The sequence below is a fragment of the Streptomyces sp. ATLC9 genome (genome assembly GCF_057196705.1).
Genome location: NZ_JBXUOY010000084.1, coordinates 1 through 18,447, shown reverse-complemented (window position 1 = coordinate 18,447; position 18,447 = coordinate 1). Strand labels below are relative to the sequence as shown.

Genomic DNA, 18,447 nt, shown 5'->3' with positions numbered 1-18,447 from the left:
GCCCAGGCGGCCCCCCCCGCCCCCCCCCCCCCCCCCCCCCCGGGGGGGGGGGGGGGGGCCCCGCGCGGCGCACACGCTCAGCCTTTCCGGCGGCGGTTTCGGGGAGCTGGAGGACAGCCCGGTGCGGTGTCGTCCGCCCGGCACCGCCGTCCGTGCGCTCACCTCGCGCCGCCGGTGCTGTCACACCGCCCTGTGCGAGGGGGCGACGGGGTTACGCGGCTCGCTCCTCCCCGCCGCGCAGCGTGGAGAGGAACGCGGCCCAGGCGGTGGGGGACAGGCGTATGCAGGGGCCGCCGGGCTCTTTGGAGTCGCGTACGACCACGGTGGCTATGACGTTGTCAGCCACCTCGACGCACTCACCGCTGCCGCTGCTGTAACTGGACTTGCGGAACACGAAACCGATCATGCGGTCACAACCCCTTACGGATGCTCTCGATCAGCACGACGGAGTCGTGCTGCGCCAACGCTTGCCTCGCTGTGCGCTCGAAGAACGTGCGGTACGTTGCGCCGTCTTCCTCATTCTCGACCCACACCGTCGAGCCGATCGTGTCCGTGTGAATCACATCGACCGCCTCGGTCTGTGCGAATGAAATGATCGTGAACGAGCTGGCCGCACAGGCATGGGCGCCCGCATGGAATGGCAGGACCTGAAGCCGGACGTTGGGAAGCTGGACCAGCTCCAGCAGGTGGTTGAGCTGAGCACGCATGACCTCCGGTCCGCCCACAAGTTGACGCAAGGCCGCTTCCCAAACCACGGCGTACACCTGCAACGGTTGTTCGCCGTGTAGGCGTTCCTGACGCTTCAGACGAGTGTCGACCATGCGCTCGATCTCGTCCGGGTCATCCCACGTGCCCTCGCCCACCGCGAGCGCGCGGGCGTACTCAGCGGTCTGCAACAGCCCTGGGACAAAGGAAAGCTGCCATGTCCGGACCCGACTGGCCACGTCCTCCATCGCGATGTACTCGGCCAGCGCTCCGGCCTTCGGCAGGTGCTTCCACCAACCCTTGGCCTTGCGCCGCTCTCGATCCAACTTTGCCAGGTTGAGCAGGATGCCCCTGGCCGCCGGGGTATCGAGCCCGTAGAAGTCGCAGAGTGCCCGGATATCGGGATCGCGTACTGGTACCCAGCCGCGCTCCATCTTGACGATCTTGGTAGCTGTGGCGCTCAGCGCCTCGGCTGCCTGCTGTTGGGTCTTGCCCGCTGTGTCACGCAGACGAAGCAGCTCGCTCCCGAGCCTGCGGCCCAGGACGGTGGAGACCCGATTGCCTTGGTGTGCCCACTGGTTCACGACAGCAAGTCTGTCCTCTCCGTGGCGTTGCGGTCGAACGCCACTCTTGTTTGGGGAATATCTTCCCTGAGTAGATTGCTCCAGGAGTGACACTCCTCTACTTTGTGTAGTGGCTCACTCACCCAAGAAGCCGAGTGGCGCCCGCATGCGCCGACACTTCACTCACGAAGGCGTGATCACCATGGCCGTGTTCCACCCCTCCTCGGCGGCTGTCCTCAAGGAGGACAAGCTCGACTACACCCCGTTCCCCAGCAGCGTGAGCCTGGCCCGGCGCCGGACTGCACGGCTGGTGGGCGAGTGGGGGCACCCCGGCGTGGCCGGGGACGCATCGCTGATCGTCAGCGAACTGGCCGGTAACGCACTGCTGCACGGCCGTGTGCTGGGGCGGCTGTTCCGGGTCCACCTGAAGCTGACAGCGTCGGTGGTGCGCATCGAGGTCAGCGACGCACGCGGGGAGCAGTGCCCCGAGCCCAGGAGTCCGGCCGACGACGAGCAGTTCGGCCGGGGCCTGCTGATCGTGGACGCCCTCGCCGTGCGCTGGGGCGTCACTCCGCGTACGGTCGGCAAGACGGTCTGGGCCGAGATCGGTCTGGGGCGGACGCGGAGTGATTGACGGCGGGGCGCGTTCCGCCTGCTGCCGGCATTCCAGCCGATGCCGCAGGGTTCCGTTGACCACCGGAGGAGATGGAGGCGGCCTCGCCCCGGTGAACGAGGCGTTGAAGCTCTTCGAGAACGTCCGAGTCGAGGGCGACGGAGATCGGCTTTCCGGGCTCTCTCCCGGCCATGATGTGACGTTATCGCGTGCCCGTACCGGTCAGCCGCGTGAACGGGGGTTTCACACCAGGCGGCGGGCGGTGGCCCAGCGGGTGAGCTCGTGGCGGTTGGAGAGCTGGAGCTTGCGCAGCACCGCCGAGACATGGCTCTCGACGGTCTTGACCGAGATGAACAGCTGCTTGGCGATCTCCTTGTAGGCGTAGCCGCGCGCGATCAGGCGCAGCACCTCGCGCTCGCGCTGGGTGAGGCGGTCCAGGTCCTCGTCCACCGGCGGGGCGTCGGTGGAGGCGAAGGCGTCCAGGACGAAGCCCGCCAGGCGCGGGGAGAACACCGCGTCGCCCTCGGCGACCCGGAAGACGGCCCGGACCAGGTCCGCGCCGGTGATCGTCTTGGTGACGTAGCCGCGGGCGCCGCCGCGGATGACGCCGATGACGTCCTCGGCCGCGTCCGAGACCGACAGGGCCAGGAAGCGCACCGGGTGCTCGGGGTCGGCCATCAGCGTGGCGCTGCGGCGCAGCACCTCCACCCCGCCGCCGCCGGGCAGATGGACGTCGAGCAGGACGACGTCGGGGCGGGTGGCGGTGATGACGGTGACGGCCTGGTCCACGTCGGCGGCCTCGCCGACGACCTCGACCCCGGTCTCGGCGGTGTCCCCGATCTCCGCCTGGACGCCCGTGCGGAACATCCGGTGGTCGTCCACCAGGACCACCCGGGCCCGGTGCTGCTCCTGCGGCCGCTCCCGGCGCTGCTCCTCGTTCATGCTTGTGCCCTCTCCATCTCCAGTTCCACCACCGTGCCGCCCTCGGGGGCGGAACGCAGCACCGCCGTACCGCCGTTGCGCCGCATCCGGCCGATGATCGACTCCCGTACGCCCATCCGGTCCGGCGGCACCGAGTCCAGGTCGAAGCCGGGGCCGTGGTCGCGCACGGAGACGAAGACCGTACGTCCCTCGACCTCGGCGAAGACCTGCACCGGGCCGCCCTCGCCACCGTACTTGGCGGCGTTGACCATCGCCTCCCTGGCGGCCTGGAGCTGCGCGGCCAGCCTCTCGTCCAGCGGGCAGTCGCCGACGCAGACGACCTCCACCGGCACTCCGTGGTGGTCCTCCACCCCGGCCGCGGCCGCCCGCACCGCGTCGGCCAGGGTGTCCGGCTCCTCCTCCTCGTCCCTGCCCGTGCCGCTCGGCCTGTAGAGCCAGGCCCGCAGCTCGCGCTCCTGGGCGCGGGCGAGACGGGCCACCTCGCGGGAGTTGTCCGCGTTGCGCTGGATCAGGGTGAGGGTGTGCAGGACGGAGTCGTGGACGTGGGCGGCGACCTCGGCCCGCTCCTGCGCCCGGATGCGCATCAGCCGCTCCTCGGACAGGTCCTGGGTGAGGCGGACCAGATACGGTCCGGCCAGCAGCGCCGTGCCGACCAGCAGCGCCAGCGACGCCTGGAGCACCGTGCCCAGGTGCGGGCCCAGGCCCCGGGTGACGGCGAAGCCGGTGATGCCCACACCGACCAGGAGGGCGCCCGCCGCGCTGCGGGCGATGGGCAGCAGCCGCCTGCGGCGGCTGACCTCCGCCCAGTGGGCGCGCCGGGAGTTGTCCGCCTGCCGCCAGACGACGGCCACGCCGACCCCGGCCAGCAGCAGCGACCAGACGTAGGCGTTCGCCGCGCCGAACTGGAGGTTGGAGCCGAGGGAGGCCAGCGCCACGACCAGGACCAGGACCGCCAGGAGCTGGCCCTTGTCGGGTCTGCGGACGTGCCGCGGCACGTCCGCCCTCCTCGGCGCGGCGGCGACGCCGCCCGCGCCCAGCGGCACGAAGAACCAGAAGGCCGCGTACAGGAGGGCGCCCAGGCCGTTGGTCATGAAGAGCACGAGGAACACGATCCGCACCCAGGACACCGGCACCCCCAGGTGGCCGGCCAGCCCGCGTGCGACACCGCCGAGCAGCCGTCCCTCGGAGCTGCGGTAGAGCCTGCGCAGCGGCGGGGGGTCGGCGGTGGGGGGCGGAGCGGTGGTGGTCACGCCACGATCGTCACACGGACGGGTGGCGCGGGGCATCAGGGTCGGTCCCTGATCCGGCCCGGATAACTCAGGGTCGCCTCCGGGACGCCCCCTGATGCCCGGGGGCGGACGGCACGCCACCATGGTTCCCATGAAAGACGCCCAGCCGCCCGCCGACGAGCCCAAGCCGGACGCCCCGGACGCGCCGGAAGCCGGAGCGCGGCTCACCCGCAGCCGCCGGCACAAGGCCGTCGCCGGGGTGTGCGGCGGCCTGGGCCGTCACTACGACCTCGATCCGATGATCTTCCGTGTGCCGCTGGCCGTGCTGTCGGTCGTCGGCGGTCTCGGCCTGCTCTTCTACGGCTTCGCCTGGCTGCTCGTCCCGCTGGAGGGCGAGGAGGAGAACGAGGGGCGGCGGCTGCTGACGGGCCGGGTGGAGGGCACCACGCTGAGCGCGGTGCTGTGCGCGCTCGTCGGCAGCGGGCTGTTGCTGAACTCGCTGGGCAGCGGCGACGGCGGGACGCAGACGTTCTCCGTGCTGCTGGCCGGATCGGTCGCGGGCGCGGCCTACTGGTCCCGGCGCCGCGCCACGACCGCGGAGGAGCAGGGGGGCCCGGCGGATCCGGTGACGGCGCACGCCGTCGCCGACGCGCCCCCCGAGGCCCAGGCCCCGCCCGCACCGGCCGGGCCGTCGTGGTGGCGCGAGCCGCTGACGAAGGACGGACCGCCGCAGACGCCGCCGGACACCGGCTACCTGTGGGGGCCGGAGGACGAACCGGCCGTCGGTTCGTACGCGGGTACGCCTCCGTACGGGAAGGAGACGCCGGGAGGTGAGGGGACGCCGTGCGGGAAGGAGGCGCCTGACGGAGCCGGCCCCGGGCGGTCCGGCGCGCGGCGCGGACGCGGATCCATCGGCGGAGCTCTCCTCCTGCTGGCCCTGACCGCGGCGGTGATCGGTGTCGCCGCGGTCTGGCACACGCAGCCGCTGGGCGTCGCGCTCTCCATCGGCCTCGGCTCGGCACTGGGCGTCTTCGTTCTGGGCGCGCTGGTCAGCGTCTTCTACGGGCGGATCGGCGGCGGGACGTTCTTCGCGATCATGTGCACCGGCCTGCTGCTGGCGGGCTCGATGCTGCTGCCGAGGGACATCACCACCGACTGGGCCGAGAGGGCCTGGAGCCCGGCGAGCGCGGCCGCGGTCGAGGAGCGGTACGAACTGGGCACCGGCTCGGCCCTGCTCGACCTCTCGGAGGCGAGCCCCGGCGAGGGCCGGACACTGAGCACGGTGCTGGACCTGGGCGCGGGTGAGGCGCGGGTCACGGTCCCCCACGACGTCGAGGTTGAGCTGACCGCCGACGTGGGCGTCGGCGGCTACCGGCTCGCGGGGCCGCCCGGGGACGGCGGCTGGGGGACGGCGCAGGGCGGCGGGATCGGGATCGCCGAGCGGCGCACACTGCCGTCGGCCGAGGACGGCGGCCAGGGGGGCACGCTGCGGCTGACCGTCCGCGTCGGGGTGGGCGAGATCGTGATCGTGCGGCATTCGCCGGACGGCGTTGCCGGGGAGGAGGACGGTCCCGGGACACCGGGAGAGGAGCCGCGTAAGGAGCCGGAGGGGAGCGCGGGCGGTGAGGCGGCGCGCGTCCGGCCGCCGGACGGGGCCGGGAAGGAGCCCCGGACGGTGTACTCGCCGCCCGCCGCCGTGGCGGTCGCGGTGTAGCCCTCGTCCGCCGCCTTCCGCGCACCGGCCGCGTGGTCGTACCGGGCCGCGAGGACGTGCCGTCCGGCGGAGACGGTCCGGACCGGTTCAGTCCAGGACGTCGATGGAGTAGCGGTTGGTCTCCGCGCCCGCCGCGGTGATCACCTGCACCTCGACCCGGCCGGGCTCGACGTCCACCGGCACGGGGACGGTCAGCACGGTGTCGGCCGGGCTGGCGAAGCCCCCGGCGACCGGGACCAGGGGGACGTGGACGTGGACGGCGCCGATGCGCACCGTCGTACGGGCCAGCCGGTCCGGCGCCTCCGCGCCGGGCGGCACGAAACCCGAGCCGCGGATCTCGATGTCGTCGCCGGTGCGGATGGGCGCGTCCAGATCGCCCGGCTCGCGGGAGCGGACCACGGACAGGATGACGGGCCGGCCGCCCTCGGAGTACTTCCCGGCCAGGTACGTCAGCGCCGAGATCGCCACCAGCAGCACCAGGCCCCAGGGCAGGTCCGGCAGCTCACCGGGCCGGCGGGCCGCCCCGACCGCCGCGAGGACCGCCGCCACCGAGCACACCGTCACGTACTGCACGTCCGTGAAGGAGCCGCGCCCGCCGTCGTCGGTGAGCAGGTCGGCGGCGCGCGGCCGGTCGGCGCGCACCTTCTGCAGACGCTGCGCCCGCACCCGCAGTGCGACGGTGCGGCGCACGGTGACCGCGACCGCGCAGCACAGGGCGAGGACGGTCAGCAGTCCGGCGCCGCGCCCCGGATCCAGGCCGGCGAGCAGCCGGCCGGACGCGTCCGCGCCGGGCGCGAGGGCCGCCCCGACGGCGACGACCAGCACGGAGTACGAGGCCAGCAGCACCCAGACGGCGGCGACCGTGCGCGAGGTGGACAGCCGCCCGTCCTCGCCGGTCACCGGTGCCGGCACCCCGCCGCGCGACCGGTGCAGCAGCGCGGCGGCGGTCAGCGCGGCCGCGCAGACCAGCGCGGCGACCAGCCCGGCGGTACGCCCGGCCGTCCAGCCCGGGCCGAGCACCGCCGTCGTGATCTGGCCGGCCAGCAGCAGGGCGACCGCGCCCCAGACGGCGACGGCGGTGCGCCGCCACAGCCCGTCCAGCCGGAAAGCGGCCTCGGCGCGGGTGTGTTCGGCGACGGTGCGGGCCGCCTGGGTCAGTTCGTCGGAGACCCACTGGCGGGACGCGCCGGGCGAGTGGGCGAGGGCGGCGGGCACTCCGCCGCCCGCCGCGAGTTCGTCCCGCCGCCGCCGGAACTCGGCCAGTGCGCGGCGGCGGCCCTCCCGCACCCCGTGCGGGCAGTCAGCGCAGGCGCAGCCGCCGTGCCCGGACGGCGGCCCGCCGCCCTTCGTGCCGGGCGGCCCGGCCGTCCCTCCCGGGGGCGCGCTCGCCGTACCGCCGTCCCGCGCAGTGTCCACGGCCACTGTCGACCCACCTCTCCCCGGCTCTCCCCGAGCCGCCGACTCTCCGGCAACGGGAGGGAATTGTGCCCTACGGGGAAGGGGGCCGGGGTGGTGTTCCCGGTCGTTCCCGGCCCTTCCACGACACGTTCCCGGCCCGTTCCCCGGCCCTCCGCCCGGCAGTCGGGGGCCGGTTCGCGGATGCGGTGGGGAGGGAGAGGAGTTCGGAGTGCCGCGCGTTCACCACCCGGACGAGTGAGCCGCCCCGGTCGTCGGTCCGCCTCCCGGGAGTGACGGAGACCCGTCCCGGTCGCCCCCGGCCGTGGCGGCGGGAGCCGGTGAGCGCCCTGGCCGAGGGCGGCGGGGGAGCCCCGGATACGCTCGCGTGCCATGGAGGCACTCACACACTTCTTCGTCGGCCTGCACATCGTCGGCATCGGCGCCCTGCTCGGCGGCTTCGTGACCCAGATGAAGGCCATGGGCGCCGGTGAGGCCCGCATCGTCCCGGCGATGCTGCACGGGGCCCTCACCATGCTGGTGACGGGCATAGCCCTGGTCGGTCTGAACGAGGCGGACGGCCAGACCGTCAACCACGTGAAGATCGGTGTCAAGCTCACCCTGCTGGTGGTGATCCTCGGCCTGGTCTACGTCAAGCGGGACGAGGAGCGGCTGCCCGCGCCGCTGTTCGGCACCATCGGCCTGCTCACCGTCGTCAACGTCTTCCTCGCCGTCATGTGGGTGTAGCCGGCGCACGTACCGCGGGCGGCGGGCGGCGGTGCGGGGCACCGCCGCCCGCGGTCCGTCCCGGGCCGTTCGTCTCAGGCCGGGCGGACCGCGCTGTGGAAGGGCATGTGGTCGACGGACTCGTAGCGCACCTCGGCGCCCGGCTTCGGCGCGTGGATCATCCGGCCGCCGCCCGCGTAGACGCCCACGTGGCTGATGTCGTCGTAGAAGAAGACCAGATCGCCCGGCCGCATGTCGGCCCTGGCGATCCGGGTGCCCGCGTTCACCTGGTCGTAGGTGGTGCGCGGCAGTGAGACGCCCGCGCTGAGCCAGGCGGCCTGGGTCAGGCCCGAACAGTCGTAGGAGTTGGGGCCGGTGGCGCCCCAGACGTAAGGCTTGCCGAGCTGGGCCTCGGCGAAGGCGAGTACCTTGCCGGCCTTCGCGGCGTACGAGCCGTCCGCGGCGCCGCCCGTGCCGGTGTCCGTGCCGCCGGTGTCCGTGCCGGTACCCGTGTCCGTCCCGCTGTCCGCCGGCGCCCCGGCCCGCTCCTCGCGCTCGGCGGCGGCGGCCTCGCGGCGGATCTCCTCCTGCCTCTCGCGCTCGGCAGCGGCGGCGGCCGCCTCGCGGCGGGCCTCCTCCTGCCTCTCGCGCTCCTGCGCGGCCAGGCGGGCCTTCTCCTCGGCGGTCAGCTCCGACAGCAGCTCGCGGGCCCGCGCCAGCTTGCCCTGGACGGTCTTCTTGCTGTCCGCCAGCTTCTTCCGGGCGTCGGTGAGTTCGGCCAGGCTCGCCGAGGCCTCCGACCGCTTCCTCTCGGCCGCGCGCTGTTCGTCCCGGTAGTCGTCGACGGCCTGCCGCTGGCGGTCGGTGATCCGGTCCATCAGGTGCTTGCGGCCGAAGAAGTCCTGGGGGTTGTCGGACAGCAGCAGCACCGCGGTGCCGGAGACCCCTCCGGTGCGGTACTGCGCGGTGGCGTAGCCGCCCAGCTTCCTCCGGGCGTCGTTGAGCCTGTCCGCGCGCTCGGCGGCCTCGTCGAGGAGCCGGTCGACCTTCTCGCGCTGCTCGTCCGCCCTCTCCTTGGCCGCGTTGTACTTCTGCGTCGCGCCGCCCGCCTCCCGGTACAGCGCGTCCACCCGCTCGCGGACCTCCTCGATCGAGGGACGGCCGTCCCCGGGCGAAGCCTGGGCCGGGCTCTGGGAGAGAAGGGTCGCGGAGGCGACGGCGGCGGTGGTGAACCCGACCGTTCCGCGCCGGGAGGCCGGGGACAGCAGGGGGGTGCGCGGTCTGCGGTGCGACGCCAAGGCGAGCGCTCCTTCCGTGGAACACCGCCTACCGGGCCGGCTGACGGGCTCGGGCGCCGGAAGTCCCGCCCTACGGGCCAGCGGGCCCGATTCGCCCCGTGGGGAGTGGGTCCCCGGCCCCGGCCGCACGGCCTGGCTCGGCGGAGGCCGCCCGTGCCGGCGCTGTCGCCGGCGAGGGGTCCGGGCCGCCTGACGCTGGACCGTAGAGCACCGGTGGGGCCCCTGTGAAGACCGGTGTTCGGTATATCCCGAAACCAATTCGTTATCGGTCGGTTATCGTCCGTTTCGGGAGCCTCCCCCGCCACCAGGCCCTTTCGTCCCGGCCGCCTCCGCCCTGGCCGGTGCGGAGGCGGCGGCACGGCGTCCTAGACTCGACGGCGATGAGCAGCCTCTTCGACGACAGCTTCCTGGCCGACCTCGAGCCCTCCGGGGACGAGGAGCCGCCGCCTCCGCCGGAGGAGACGTCCGCACCGCCCAAGGACGACGTCCCCGACGACCTCTTCGCGGGCGCCTTCGGCACGGGCGGGGCGCGCGACGCCCACTACGGCAACGGCGCGGCCCGTCCCGTCGTCGATCCGGCCGCCCTGCTGGAGGGGCTCAACGACCAGCAGCGCGCGGCCGTGGTGCACACCGGCTCGCCCCTGCTGATCGTCGCGGGCGCCGGGTCCGGCAAGACGCGGGTGCTCACCCACCGCATCGCGCACCTGCTGGGCGCGCGCGGCGTCCACCCCGGCGAGATCCTCGCGATCACCTTCACCAACAAGGCCGCGGGCGAGATGAAGGAGCGCGTGGCGGAGCTGGTCGGCCCGCGCGCGCAGTCGATGTGGGTCTCCACCTTCCACAGCGCGTGCGTGCGCATCCTGCGGCGCGAGAGCAGGAAGCTCGGCTTCACCTCCAGCTTCTCGATCTACGACGCCGCCGACTCCCGCCGCCTGATGGCACTGGTCTGCCGCGACCTGGATCTGGACCCCAAGCGCTTCCCGCCCAAGTCGTTCAGCGCCCAGGTGTCGAACCTGAAGAACGAGCTGGTCGACGAGGAGGACTTCGCGGCGCGGGCGAGTGACGGTTTCGAGAAGACGCTGGCCGAGGCGTACACGATGTACCAGGCGCGGCTGCGCGAGGCCAACGCCCTGGACTTCGACGACATCATCATGACGACGGTGCACCTGCTCCAGGCGTTCCCCGACGTCGCCGAGCACTACCGCCGCCGCTTCCGCCATGTGCTGGTCGACGAGTACCAGGACACCAACCACGCCCAGTACACCCTGATCAGGGAACTGGTGGGCGTGGACGGCGGCGCGGCGGGGACGGCCGGCGCGGAGGAGGGCACGGCCGGCGGCGGGCGCGCCGAGCTGTGCGTGGTCGGCGACGCCGACCAGTCGATCTACGCGTTCCGCGGCGCCACCATCCGCAACATCCTCCAGTTCGAGGAGGACTACCCGGACGCGACCACCATCCTGCTGGAGCAGAACTACCGCTCCACCCAGACCATCCTCTCGGCCGCCAACGCCGTCATCGAGCGGAACGAGAACCGCCGTCCGAAGAACCTGTGGACCGACGCCGGGGCGGGCTCGCGCATCACGGGCTACGTCGCCGACACCGAGCACGACGAGGCGCAGTTCGTCGCCGAGGAGATCGACCGGCTGACGGACGAGGGCGAGGCGAAGGCGGGCGACGTCGCCGTCTTCTACCGCACCAACGCCCAGTCCCGTGTCTTCGAGGAGGTCTTCATCCGGGTCGGCCTGCCGTACAAGGTCGTCGGCGGGGTGCGCTTCTACGAGCGCAAGGAGGTCCGCGACGTCCTGGCGTACCTGCGGGTGCTGGCCAACCCCGAGGACGCGGTGCCGCTGCGCCGCATCCTCAACGTGCCCAAGCGCGGCATCGGCGACCGGGCCGAGGCGATGATCGAGGCGCTGGCGCTGCGCGAGAGGATCACCTTCCCGCAGGCGCTGCGCCGGGTCGACGAGGCGTACGGCATGGCGGCCCGTTCGGCCAACGCCGTCAAGCGCTTCAACACGCTGATGGACGACCTGCGCACGGTCGTGGAGTCCGGAGCAGGGCCGGCGACCGTGGTGGAGGCGGTGCTGGAACGCACCGGATACCTGGCGGAGCTTCAGGCGTCCACCGATCCGCAGGACGAGACCCGGGTGGAGAACCTCCAGGAACTGGCCGCCGTGGCGCTGGAGTTCGAGCAGGACCGCGGCGAGAACCCGGGCACGCTCGCGGAGTTCCTGGAGCAGGTGGCGCTCGTCGCCGACTCCGACCAGATCCCCGACGAGGACGCCGAGGGCTCGGGCGTGGTGACGCTGATGACGCTGCACACCGCCAAGGGCCTGGAGTTCCCGGTCGTCTTCCTGACCGGGATGGAGGACGGTGTCTTCCCGCACATGCGGACCCTGGGCAAGACCAAGGAACTGGAGGAGGAGCGGCGGCTGGCGTACGTCGGCATCACGCGGGCGCGCGAGCGGCTCTACCTCACGCGCTCGGCGATGCGCAGCGCATGGGGGCAGCCCGCGTACAACCCGCCCTCCCGCTTCCTGGAGGAGATCCCGGAGCAGTACCTGGAGTGGAAGCGGACGGGGCCGATGGCCGCGCCGGGCGGAGGGGCGAGGGGCGGCGGGCTGTCCTCGACGGCGTCCTCCCCGTCGTCGTCGTTCCCGTCCGGCACGGCGGCCTCGCGGCGGCGCGGTCCGAGCGGCTTCGCCACGGGCCGGGCCAAGGACCGGCCGGCCGTCGCACTGGAGGCGGGGGACCGGGTGACGCACGACAGCTTCGGGCTGGGCAGGGTCGTGGCCGTGAAGGGCAGCGGGGACAACGCGGAGGCGACGATCGACTTCGGCGGGGACAAGCCGAAGCGGCTGCTGCTGCGCTATGCCCCGGTGGAGAAGCTCTGAGGGAGGCGTGAGGCCCGTGGCCGCGCACCGGCCGCGGCCATGGCCGACGCGCCGACGGTGCGTCGGCCGGGAGCGGGGCCGGATCAGGTGGGGTCGAGACCCTTGGCGCGGAACCAGGGCAGCGGGTCGATGGCCGCTCCGCCGCCCGGCCGCACCTCGAAGTGCAGATGGGGGCCGGTGGACTTGCCGGAGTTGCCCGCGTAGGCGATGGTGTCGCCGGCCTTGACGTGACCGGAGCGGATCCGGGTGCTGCTCAGATGGCAGTACCAGGTCTCGGTCCCGTCGGGCGCGGTCACGATCGCCATGTTGCCGTAGGCGCTGTGCCACTGGGTCCTGACCGTGCCGTCGGTGGCGGCCATGACCGGGGTGCCGTAGGCGACGGGGAAGTCGAGGCCCGTGTGCAGCGACACCCAGTTGATGCCGGCCTGCCCGTAGTACGCGCTGAGCCCGTGCTGGGCCACCGGGAGCGCGAACTTGGGACGCATCGCCTCCTTGCGGGCGGCCTCGGCCTCCTTGCGCTTGCGCTCCGCCTCCTGACGCTCCTTGAGGTCGATGCGCTCCTGGGTGCGGCTGGCACGGTCGGCGAAGCCCTCGGCCTCGTCGGAGAGCCCGGCGAGCTGGGTGTCGAGCTTGCTGTTGGCCGCGCTGGACTTGACCGCGGAGGCGGCTTCGGGGGCGGCCTGGGCGGTGGTCTCCTCGGCCTCGTCGCCGGCGCCGCTGACGGAGGCGGCGGCCACGGCGGTCACGCCCATGACGCAGACCGACGGCACGGCGACGGTGAGCAGCGCCGAGCGCTTCGGCCGTGCGGAACGGCGGCGGCGCGAACCCGCCGGACGTGCGGACGGCCCGGACCTCCGCGGATCCTCCTCGGGCTCCTCCGGCCCGGCGGAGCCGGGGAGGTCGAGGGGTTCGGGGGAGCCGGGCCGCTCGGTGGGGTCCTCGAACTCGGTGAACTCGGTGGAATCGGCCGGTTCGTGGCCGGGTTCGGGTTCGGACGCGGGGAAGGAGCCGGTTCCGTCCGCGTCGGCCGAGGGGTGGGCGCCGTATCCGCCGTATCCGGTGCCGTCGCCGTACTCGGTGTACTGGCCGTACTCGGTGTACTCGGTGTACTCGGTGTGCTCGCCGTGGAGCCGACCGTCGCCGGCCCCGGATTCCCCCGCGGGGCGGGAAGCCGGTTCGCCCCAGGAGTCGGCGGGGTAGCCGTCGTACACCGTGTGCTGCCCGGTGTCCCCGGTCCAGGGGGCTTCGGGTGAGGCCGCCGGGCCGGTGTGCACGCCCGTGCCGTAGCCGGTCTCCGCCCAGCCGTGGCCGCCGTCCGGGGAGTCGGCCGGCTGCGACGGGGGGTGTGCCCAGGAGTCAGCGGGGTGGCCCTCGTACACCGTGTGCTGCCCGGTGTCCCCGGTCCAGCCGTCGCCCGAGGGGAACTGCCGGCCGGCGGAGTCCCGGGAGGTGTCGTCCGGCATCGCCCCGAAGAGCGGATCGCCGTCGCCGTACGACGCGGCGCCGAGGGCGTCGGAGGTGCCGGTGACGTAGCCGTACGGGGTGTCCTGCGATCCCTGGTAGCCGTATGCGGACTGGTCGTACGGGGAGCCGTGGAGGCCGTACGAGGAGTCGGCGGGGGAATCGGCGGGGGTCGAGACTCCCGACAGGTGACGGTCGTTCACCACCAACTTCTCTTTCGCCTCGACGACAGGGGCGGAGCAGTGCGGCGACTGTACCCGGCGGTATGCGACGGCGACAATCTTCGGCAGGTTTCGGACGGCCGGGAAACGGGCATTCGGTCGCCTTTCGGTGGACTACGGATCAGTACTTGGCCGCGCGTTCGAAATAAGTTCGAATAAAGCGGGTGCCGGAAGGCGTCGAATCGGTACCGGAAGCCGGGAATTCCCGTGCGGGGAGAGGGGGATACGGGTATGCGCGGAAACGGTGAGGGCGTATTCCCGGAGGCGGTGGCGCGGGAATCCGGTGCGGAGGGCCCGGCGCGGCCGGTCAGGCGGCTCCGGCGGATCCCGGCTCCGCCCGCCCCGTCCGCTCTCCGCGGTGCGGCGCCCCCGCGGTCAGTTCCCGCCGGATCCCGGCGGCGACCTCCCAGTGCGCGGGGAGCGTCAGATGTCCCAGACCGCTCACGCGCACACTGCGGGAATCCAGGTCGGGGTGGTCGATCCGGGCGGTCTCCACGGGGACCATGAGCTGGTCCAGATCGCTCCAGAAGGCCACGAAGCGAGTGCGGCAGCCCGGCGCGGGACGGGCCAGCTCCTCGATCACATCGGAGTCCGGCCGGAGCTGGCGCACGATCGGGTGGGCCGACATCAGCGGCGCCACCCGGGTGCCGGAGTGCGGGGTGCCGAGGGTCACCAGGGTGCGGACGCGGGCGTCGCCGCCCATCCGCTGGACGTAGTGGCGGGCGATCAGACCGCCCAGGCTGTGCCCGACCACGTCGATGCGGCGGCGGCCGGTGCTCGCGCACACCTCGTCGACGTACTCGGCCAGGCGCTCCGCGGCGCAGCGGACGTCGCAGGTGAGGGGGGAGTAGTTGAAGGCGCGGATGTCGCGCCAGCCGTTGCGCACCAGTGAGCGGCGCAGCAGTGTGAACACCGAGCGGTTGTCGATGAAGCCGTGCAGCAGCAGCACGGGCGGGCAGTCCTCCCCCTCACGGCTGCCCGTGTCGCCGGTCTCCGCCCTGCCCCGCCTTCCCTCGGGCGGGGAGCCCGGGCGCACCAGCCCGTCCTGCCCGGCTCCGCCCGCCGGCGGAGCCGGTGCGCACCGCTCCTGTGCCATGCCCGCGGGGTAGAGCAGGGTGCGGCTCGCCAGGGAGGCTGCCTCCAGCGCGGCGGCCCGCAGCTCACGCGGGGCGAAGGGGATCAGGGACAGCGGCAGGGCGCCGAGGAACGAGCCGGACGAGGAGGACAGCACCCTGGAGACCCTCATGGCCGGTGACCTCCTCCCCGGTGGCGCGTCCGGTGGCACGCGCCGGGCATATGTGGTCGTATGCCCCCCGGGAGGGGGTCTGATGCAGGGTGGAGGCGGATCGCGGGAACGCGGTGGGTGCGGGCCGTCCGGGAGCCAGCCGCGGATTCCCGGGAGCCGGGCGGTGAGGGCCGGGGTGTCCGTGTGATTTGCCCCTCCCTCCCCGCCGCGGGACTGCCGGGTGGGGGATGCTGACGATAACGTTCGTTCACCGGGTAACCGTCCGCCGACAGACGGCCGGACGGGCCGGCCGGGCCGCAGTCGTTTTGGGAGGCAGTGATGGGTGTGTCGGGTCCGATCCGCGTGGTGGTCGCCAAGCCGGGTCTCGACGGCCACGACCGCGGCGCCAAGGTGATCGCACGGGCGCTGCGCGATGCCGGTATGGAGGTCATCTACACCGGCCTGCACCAGACACCCGAGCAGATCGTGGACACCGCGATCCAGGAGGACGCCGACGCGATCGGCCTGTCCATCCTCTCCGGCGCCCACAACACGCTCTTCGCCAAGGTTCTGGAGCTGCTGCGGGAGCGCGACGCGGAGGACATCAAGGTCTTCGGCGGCGGCATCATCCCCGAGGGCGACATCGCCCCGCTCAAGGCGCAGGGGGTCGCCGAGATCTTCACCCCCGGCGCGCCCACCGGCGAAGTGGTGGAGTGGGTGCGCTCCCACGTGCGTTCCGTGGCCGCCTGACCCGCTCGGCGTACGAGCCGGTCCCCGGGGAGGCGGCGGCGCCCGGTGAGCCGTCCTCCGGTTCGTCCGGGACCGCGGCCGGCGGAGCCAGGCGGTCGGCCTTCCCGGTGGCCGCAGCCCCTCCGTCGCCTTCGGCTCGCCGCTTTCGCGGACGCGGCGTCAGGCGCCGGCGTCAGGCGCCGGCGTCCGGCACCGCTCCGCGGGCCTCCGCGATCCCCCTGTGCCCATGTGCCCCTCGCTCTCCCCGTACGGACGCGTGGTTGTCGTCGCCACCGACGCCGCAGTTCTCACCGACCGGAAACACGAGCTCGCTCTCTGTGCGGTGAACCATGGAAACGACCGTACGAGCCGCCACTGACAATCCGTCCGCGGACGGCCTCCGCCCGGTCCGGAGGGCGGTGTCTGTGACGGTTGTCACCGCACGGGTGTGAGCTGCGATTTATGCCGGGCACACCGACACGACTAACCTGCAAGGCGGACATGCCGCGCGCCCCGCAGACGCCGCGGCCACGCGGCACGCCCACGCTGACAACGAACCGCGACACCACAACTAGGGACGGACGCGCGTGGACCTGTTCGAGTACCAGGCGAGGGATCTCTTCGCCAAGCATGACGTACCGGTGCTGGCCGGTGAAGTCATCGACACGCCCGAGGCGGCGCGCGAGGCGACCGAGCGACTCGGCGGTCGCGCGGTCGTCAAGGCGCAGGTCAAGACCGGTGGCCGGGGCAAGGCCGGCGGTGTGAAGCTGGCCTCCGACCCGGACGACGCGGTCGAGAAGGCCGGCCAGATCCTGGGCATGGACATCAAGGGCCACACCGTCCACAAGGTGATGCTGGCCCAGACCGCGGACATCGCGGAGGAGTACTACGTCTCCTTCCTGCTGGACCGCGCCAACCGCACCTTCCTCGCGATGGCGTCCGTCGAGGGCGGCATGGACATCGAGGAGGTCGCGGCCACCAAGCCCGAGGCCCTGGCCAGGATCCCGGTGGACGCCGTCGAGGGTGTCACCGAGGCCAAGGCCCGCGAGATCGTCGAGGCCGCGAGGTTCCCGGCCGACGTCGCCGACGGAATCGTCGACGCGGTGCAGAAGCTGTGGACCGTCTTCGTCAAGGAGGACGCCCTCCTCGTCGAGGTGAACCCGCTGGTCAAGACCGGCGACGGCCGGATCATCGCGCTGGACGGCAAGGTGTCCCTGGACGCGGGCGCCGAGTTCCGCCAGCCGGACCACGCCGCCCTGGAGGACAAGGCCGCGGCCAACCCGCTGGAGGCCGCCGCCAAGGCCAAGGGCCTGAACTACGTCAAGCTCGACGGCCAGGTCGGCATCATCGGCAACGGCGCGGGCCTGGTCATGAGCACCCTGGACGTCGTGGCCTACGCCGGTGAGAACCACGGCGGCGTCAAGCCCGCCAACTTCCTCGACATCGGCGGCGGTGCCTCCGCCGAGGTCATGGCCAACGGCCTGGAGATCATCCTCGGCGACCCGGACGTCAAGTCCGTCTTCGTCAACGTCTTCGGCGGCATCACCGCCTGCGACGCCGTCGCCAACGGCATCGTGCAGGCCCTGGAGCTGCTGAAGTCCAAGGGCGAGGACGTCACCAAGCCGCTGGTGGTGCGCCTCGACGGCAACAACGCGGAGCTGGGCCGCAAGATCCTGAACGATGCCGACCACCCGCTGGTGCAGCAGGTGGACACCATGGACGGCGCCGCCGAGCGTGCCGCCGAGCTGGCCGCGAAGTAACGAAGGACGAGGACACCGACAACAATGGCTATCTTCCTCACCAAGGAAAGCAAGGTCATCGTCCAGGGGATGACCGGCTCCGAGGGCCAGAAGCACACCCGGCGCATGCTGGCCTCCGGCACCAACATCGTCGGCGGCGTCAACCCGCGCAAGGCGGGCACGACCGTCGACTTCGAGGGGACCGAGGTACCCGTCTTCGGCACGGTCAAGGAGGCCATGCGGGCCACCGGCGCCGACGTCACCGTCGTCTTCGTCCCGGAGAAGTTCACCAAGAGCGCGGTCATCGAGGCGATCGACGCCGAGATCCCGCTCGCCGTGGTGATCACCGAGGGCATCGCCGTCCACGACACCGCCGAGTTCTGGGCCCACGCCGGTTCCAAGGGCAACAAGACCCGCATCATCGGCCCGAACTGCCCCGGTCTGATCACCCCCGGCCAGTCCAACGCGGGCATCATCCCGGCCGACATCACCAAGCCGGGCCGCATCGGCCTGGTCTCGAAGTCCGGCACGCTGACGTACCAGATGATGTACGAGCTGCGCGACCTCGGCTTCTCCACCTGCGTCGGCATCGGCGGCGACCCGATCATCGGCACCACCCACATCGACGCCCTCAAGGCGTTCGAGGCCGACCCCGACACCGACCTGATCGTGATGATCGGCGAGATCGGCGGCGACGCCGAGGAGCGGGCCGCGGACTTCGTCAAGGCCAACGTCACCAAGCCGGTCGTCGGCTACGTCGCGGGCTTCACCGCCCCCGAGGGCAAGACCATGGGCCACGCCGGCGCCATCGTCTCCGGCTCCTCCGGCACCGCCCAGGCGAAGAAGGAGGCCCTGGAGGCCGCGGGCGTGAAGGTCGGCAAGACGCCGTCCGAGACCGCCCGCCTGGCGCGCGAGCTGCTCGCCGGCTGACACGGCCCACACGGCCCACACAGCACGGCGCGGGCCCGCACCCCCTTGAAGGGGGTGCGGGCC

15 protein-coding genes are annotated in these 18,447 nt (G+C 72.7%); 7 read left to right on the top strand and 8 right to left on the bottom strand.

The features are described 5' to 3' along the window. Positions 1-211 precede the first annotated feature (211 nt). Together AC2CJA_RS11840 and AC2CJA_RS11835 are read right to left on the bottom strand one after the other, a co-directional pair. The gene (locus AC2CJA_RS11840) at positions 212-406 is read right to left on the bottom strand and encodes a DUF397 domain-containing protein (protein ID WP_484602632.1); all 195 of its coding nucleotides are present in this window, start codon (positions 404-406) and stop codon (positions 212-214) included. Positions 407-410: 4 nt separating this feature from the next. Next, complete coding sequence (locus AC2CJA_RS11835) at positions 411-1,289, bottom strand: helix-turn-helix domain-containing protein (protein WP_484602631.1); 879 nt, start codon at positions 1,287-1,289, stop codon at positions 411-413. 181 nt (positions 1,290-1,470) lie between these two features. On the opposite strand from AC2CJA_RS11835, the gene AC2CJA_RS11830 reads away from it, so the two are divergent. Beyond that, on the top strand, positions 1,471-1,902 hold the full coding sequence (locus AC2CJA_RS11830; RefSeq protein ID WP_484602633.1) for an ATP-binding protein: 432 nt from the start codon (positions 1,471-1,473) through the stop codon (positions 1,900-1,902). A gap of 222 nt (positions 1,903-2,124) precedes the next feature. Here the strand turns inward: AC2CJA_RS11830 and AC2CJA_RS11825 are convergent, their stop codons facing one another. Together AC2CJA_RS11825 and AC2CJA_RS11820 are read right to left on the bottom strand one after the other, a co-directional pair. Further along, complete coding sequence (locus tag AC2CJA_RS11825; RefSeq protein ID WP_484602630.1) at positions 2,125-2,823, bottom strand: LuxR C-terminal-related transcriptional regulator; 699 nt, start codon at positions 2,821-2,823, stop codon at positions 2,125-2,127. After that, a complete protein-coding gene (locus AC2CJA_RS11820) occupies positions 2,820-4,109 on the bottom strand; it encodes a PspC domain-containing protein (protein WP_484602629.1) in 1,290 nt (429 codons plus the stop codon). Before AC2CJA_RS11820 ends, AC2CJA_RS11825 begins: the two co-directional genes overlap by 4 nt. Before the next feature lie 94 nt (positions 4,110-4,203). On the opposite strand from AC2CJA_RS11820, the gene AC2CJA_RS11815 reads away from it, so the two are divergent. Further along, positions 4,204-5,766 (top strand): PspC domain-containing protein, encoded by a 1,563-nt coding sequence (locus AC2CJA_RS11815; protein ID WP_484602628.1) that lies wholly within the window; start codon positions 4,204-4,206, stop codon positions 5,764-5,766. Positions 5,767-5,853: 87 nt separating this feature from the next. On the opposite strand, the gene AC2CJA_RS11810 is transcribed toward AC2CJA_RS11815, so the two are convergent. Continuing rightward, positions 5,854-7,188, bottom strand: coding sequence for a hypothetical protein (locus tag AC2CJA_RS11810; protein WP_484602627.1), 1,335 nt, complete (start codon positions 7,186-7,188; stop codon positions 5,854-5,856). Between the two features lie 366 nt (positions 7,189-7,554). Between AC2CJA_RS11810 and AC2CJA_RS11805 the strand changes: the two genes are divergently transcribed. After that, positions 7,555-7,908, top strand: coding sequence for a hypothetical protein (locus AC2CJA_RS11805; protein WP_484602626.1), 354 nt, complete (start codon positions 7,555-7,557; stop codon positions 7,906-7,908). 74 nt (positions 7,909-7,982) lie between these two features. Here the strand turns inward: AC2CJA_RS11805 and AC2CJA_RS11800 are convergent, their stop codons facing one another. After that, positions 7,983-9,185 carry a C40 family peptidase gene (locus AC2CJA_RS11800; protein WP_484602625.1) on the bottom strand — a complete coding sequence of 401 codons (1,203 nt, stop codon included), beginning with the start codon at positions 9,183-9,185 and terminating at the stop codon, positions 7,983-7,985. A gap of 380 nt (positions 9,186-9,565) precedes the next feature. Between AC2CJA_RS11800 and pcrA the strand changes: the two genes are divergently transcribed. Continuing rightward, complete coding sequence (gene pcrA / locus AC2CJA_RS11795; protein ID WP_484602624.1) at positions 9,566-12,079, top strand: DNA helicase PcrA; 2,514 nt, start codon at positions 9,566-9,568, stop codon at positions 12,077-12,079. Positions 12,080-12,162: 83 nt separating this feature from the next. Here pcrA and AC2CJA_RS11790 read toward each other — a convergent pair whose 3' ends face one another. Both AC2CJA_RS11790 and AC2CJA_RS11785 read right to left on the bottom strand, forming a co-directional pair. Next, the gene (locus AC2CJA_RS11790; protein WP_484602623.1) at positions 12,163-13,746 is read right to left on the bottom strand and encodes a M23 family metallopeptidase; all 1,584 of its coding nucleotides are present in this window, start codon (positions 13,744-13,746) and stop codon (positions 12,163-12,165) included. A 322-nt stretch (positions 13,747-14,068) separates the two neighbouring features. Continuing rightward, on the bottom strand, positions 14,069-15,007 hold the full coding sequence (locus AC2CJA_RS11785; RefSeq protein ID WP_484602622.1) for an alpha/beta hydrolase: 939 nt from the start codon (positions 15,005-15,007) through the stop codon (positions 14,069-14,071). Between the two features lie 318 nt (positions 15,008-15,325). On the opposite strand from AC2CJA_RS11785, the gene icmB reads away from it, so the two are divergent. From icmB to sucD, 3 genes are all read left to right on the top strand, one after another. Continuing rightward, a complete protein-coding gene (icmB, locus tag AC2CJA_RS11780) occupies positions 15,326-15,736 on the top strand; it encodes a coenzyme B12-dependent isobutyryl CoA mutase small subunit (protein ID WP_484602621.1) in 411 nt (136 codons plus the stop codon). 566 nt (positions 15,737-16,302) lie between these two features. Beyond that, entirely contained in the window at positions 16,303-17,475 is a 1,173-nt protein-coding gene (gene sucC / locus AC2CJA_RS11775; protein ID WP_484602620.1) for an ADP-forming succinate--CoA ligase subunit beta, read from the top strand. A 24-nt stretch (positions 17,476-17,499) separates the two neighbouring features. Next, positions 17,500-18,384 carry a succinate--CoA ligase subunit alpha gene (gene sucD / locus AC2CJA_RS11770; RefSeq protein WP_484602619.1) on the top strand — a complete coding sequence of 295 codons (885 nt, stop codon included), beginning with the start codon at positions 17,500-17,502 and terminating at the stop codon, positions 18,382-18,384. Positions 18,385-18,447: the final 63 nt, after the last annotated feature.

Excerpts from the sequence above, each read along its gene's own strand:
- AC2CJA_RS11825 (WP_484602630.1), bottom strand. The coding sequence starts at position 2,823 with ATGAACGAGGAGCAGCGCCGGGAGCGGCCGCAGGAGCAGCACCGGGCC.
- AC2CJA_RS11785 (WP_484602622.1), bottom strand. The coding sequence starts at position 15,007 with ATGAGGGTCTCCAGGGTGCTGTCCTCCTCGTCCGGCTCGTTCCTCGGC.
- sucD (WP_484602619.1), top strand. The coding sequence starts at position 17,500 with ATGGCTATCTTCCTCACCAAGGAAAGCAAGGTCATCGTCCAGGGGATG.
- AC2CJA_RS11815 (WP_484602628.1), top strand. The coding sequence starts at position 4,204 with ATGAAAGACGCCCAGCCGCCCGCCGACGAGCCCAAGCCGGACGCCCCG.
- AC2CJA_RS11830 (WP_484602633.1), top strand. The coding sequence starts at position 1,471 with ATGGCCGTGTTCCACCCCTCCTCGGCGGCTGTCCTCAAGGAGGACAAG.
- AC2CJA_RS11840 (WP_484602632.1), bottom strand. The coding sequence starts at position 406 with ATGATCGGTTTCGTGTTCCGCAAGTCCAGTTACAGCAGCGGCAGCGGT.
- pcrA (WP_484602624.1), top strand. The coding sequence starts at position 9,566 with ATGAGCAGCCTCTTCGACGACAGCTTCCTGGCCGACCTCGAGCCCTCC.
- AC2CJA_RS11820 (WP_484602629.1), bottom strand. The coding sequence starts at position 4,109 with ATGCCCCGCGCCACCCGTCCGTGTGACGATCGTGGCGTGACCACCACC.
- AC2CJA_RS11805 (WP_484602626.1), top strand. The coding sequence starts at position 7,555 with ATGGAGGCACTCACACACTTCTTCGTCGGCCTGCACATCGTCGGCATC.
- icmB (WP_484602621.1), top strand. The coding sequence starts at position 15,326 with ATGGGTGTGTCGGGTCCGATCCGCGTGGTGGTCGCCAAGCCGGGTCTC.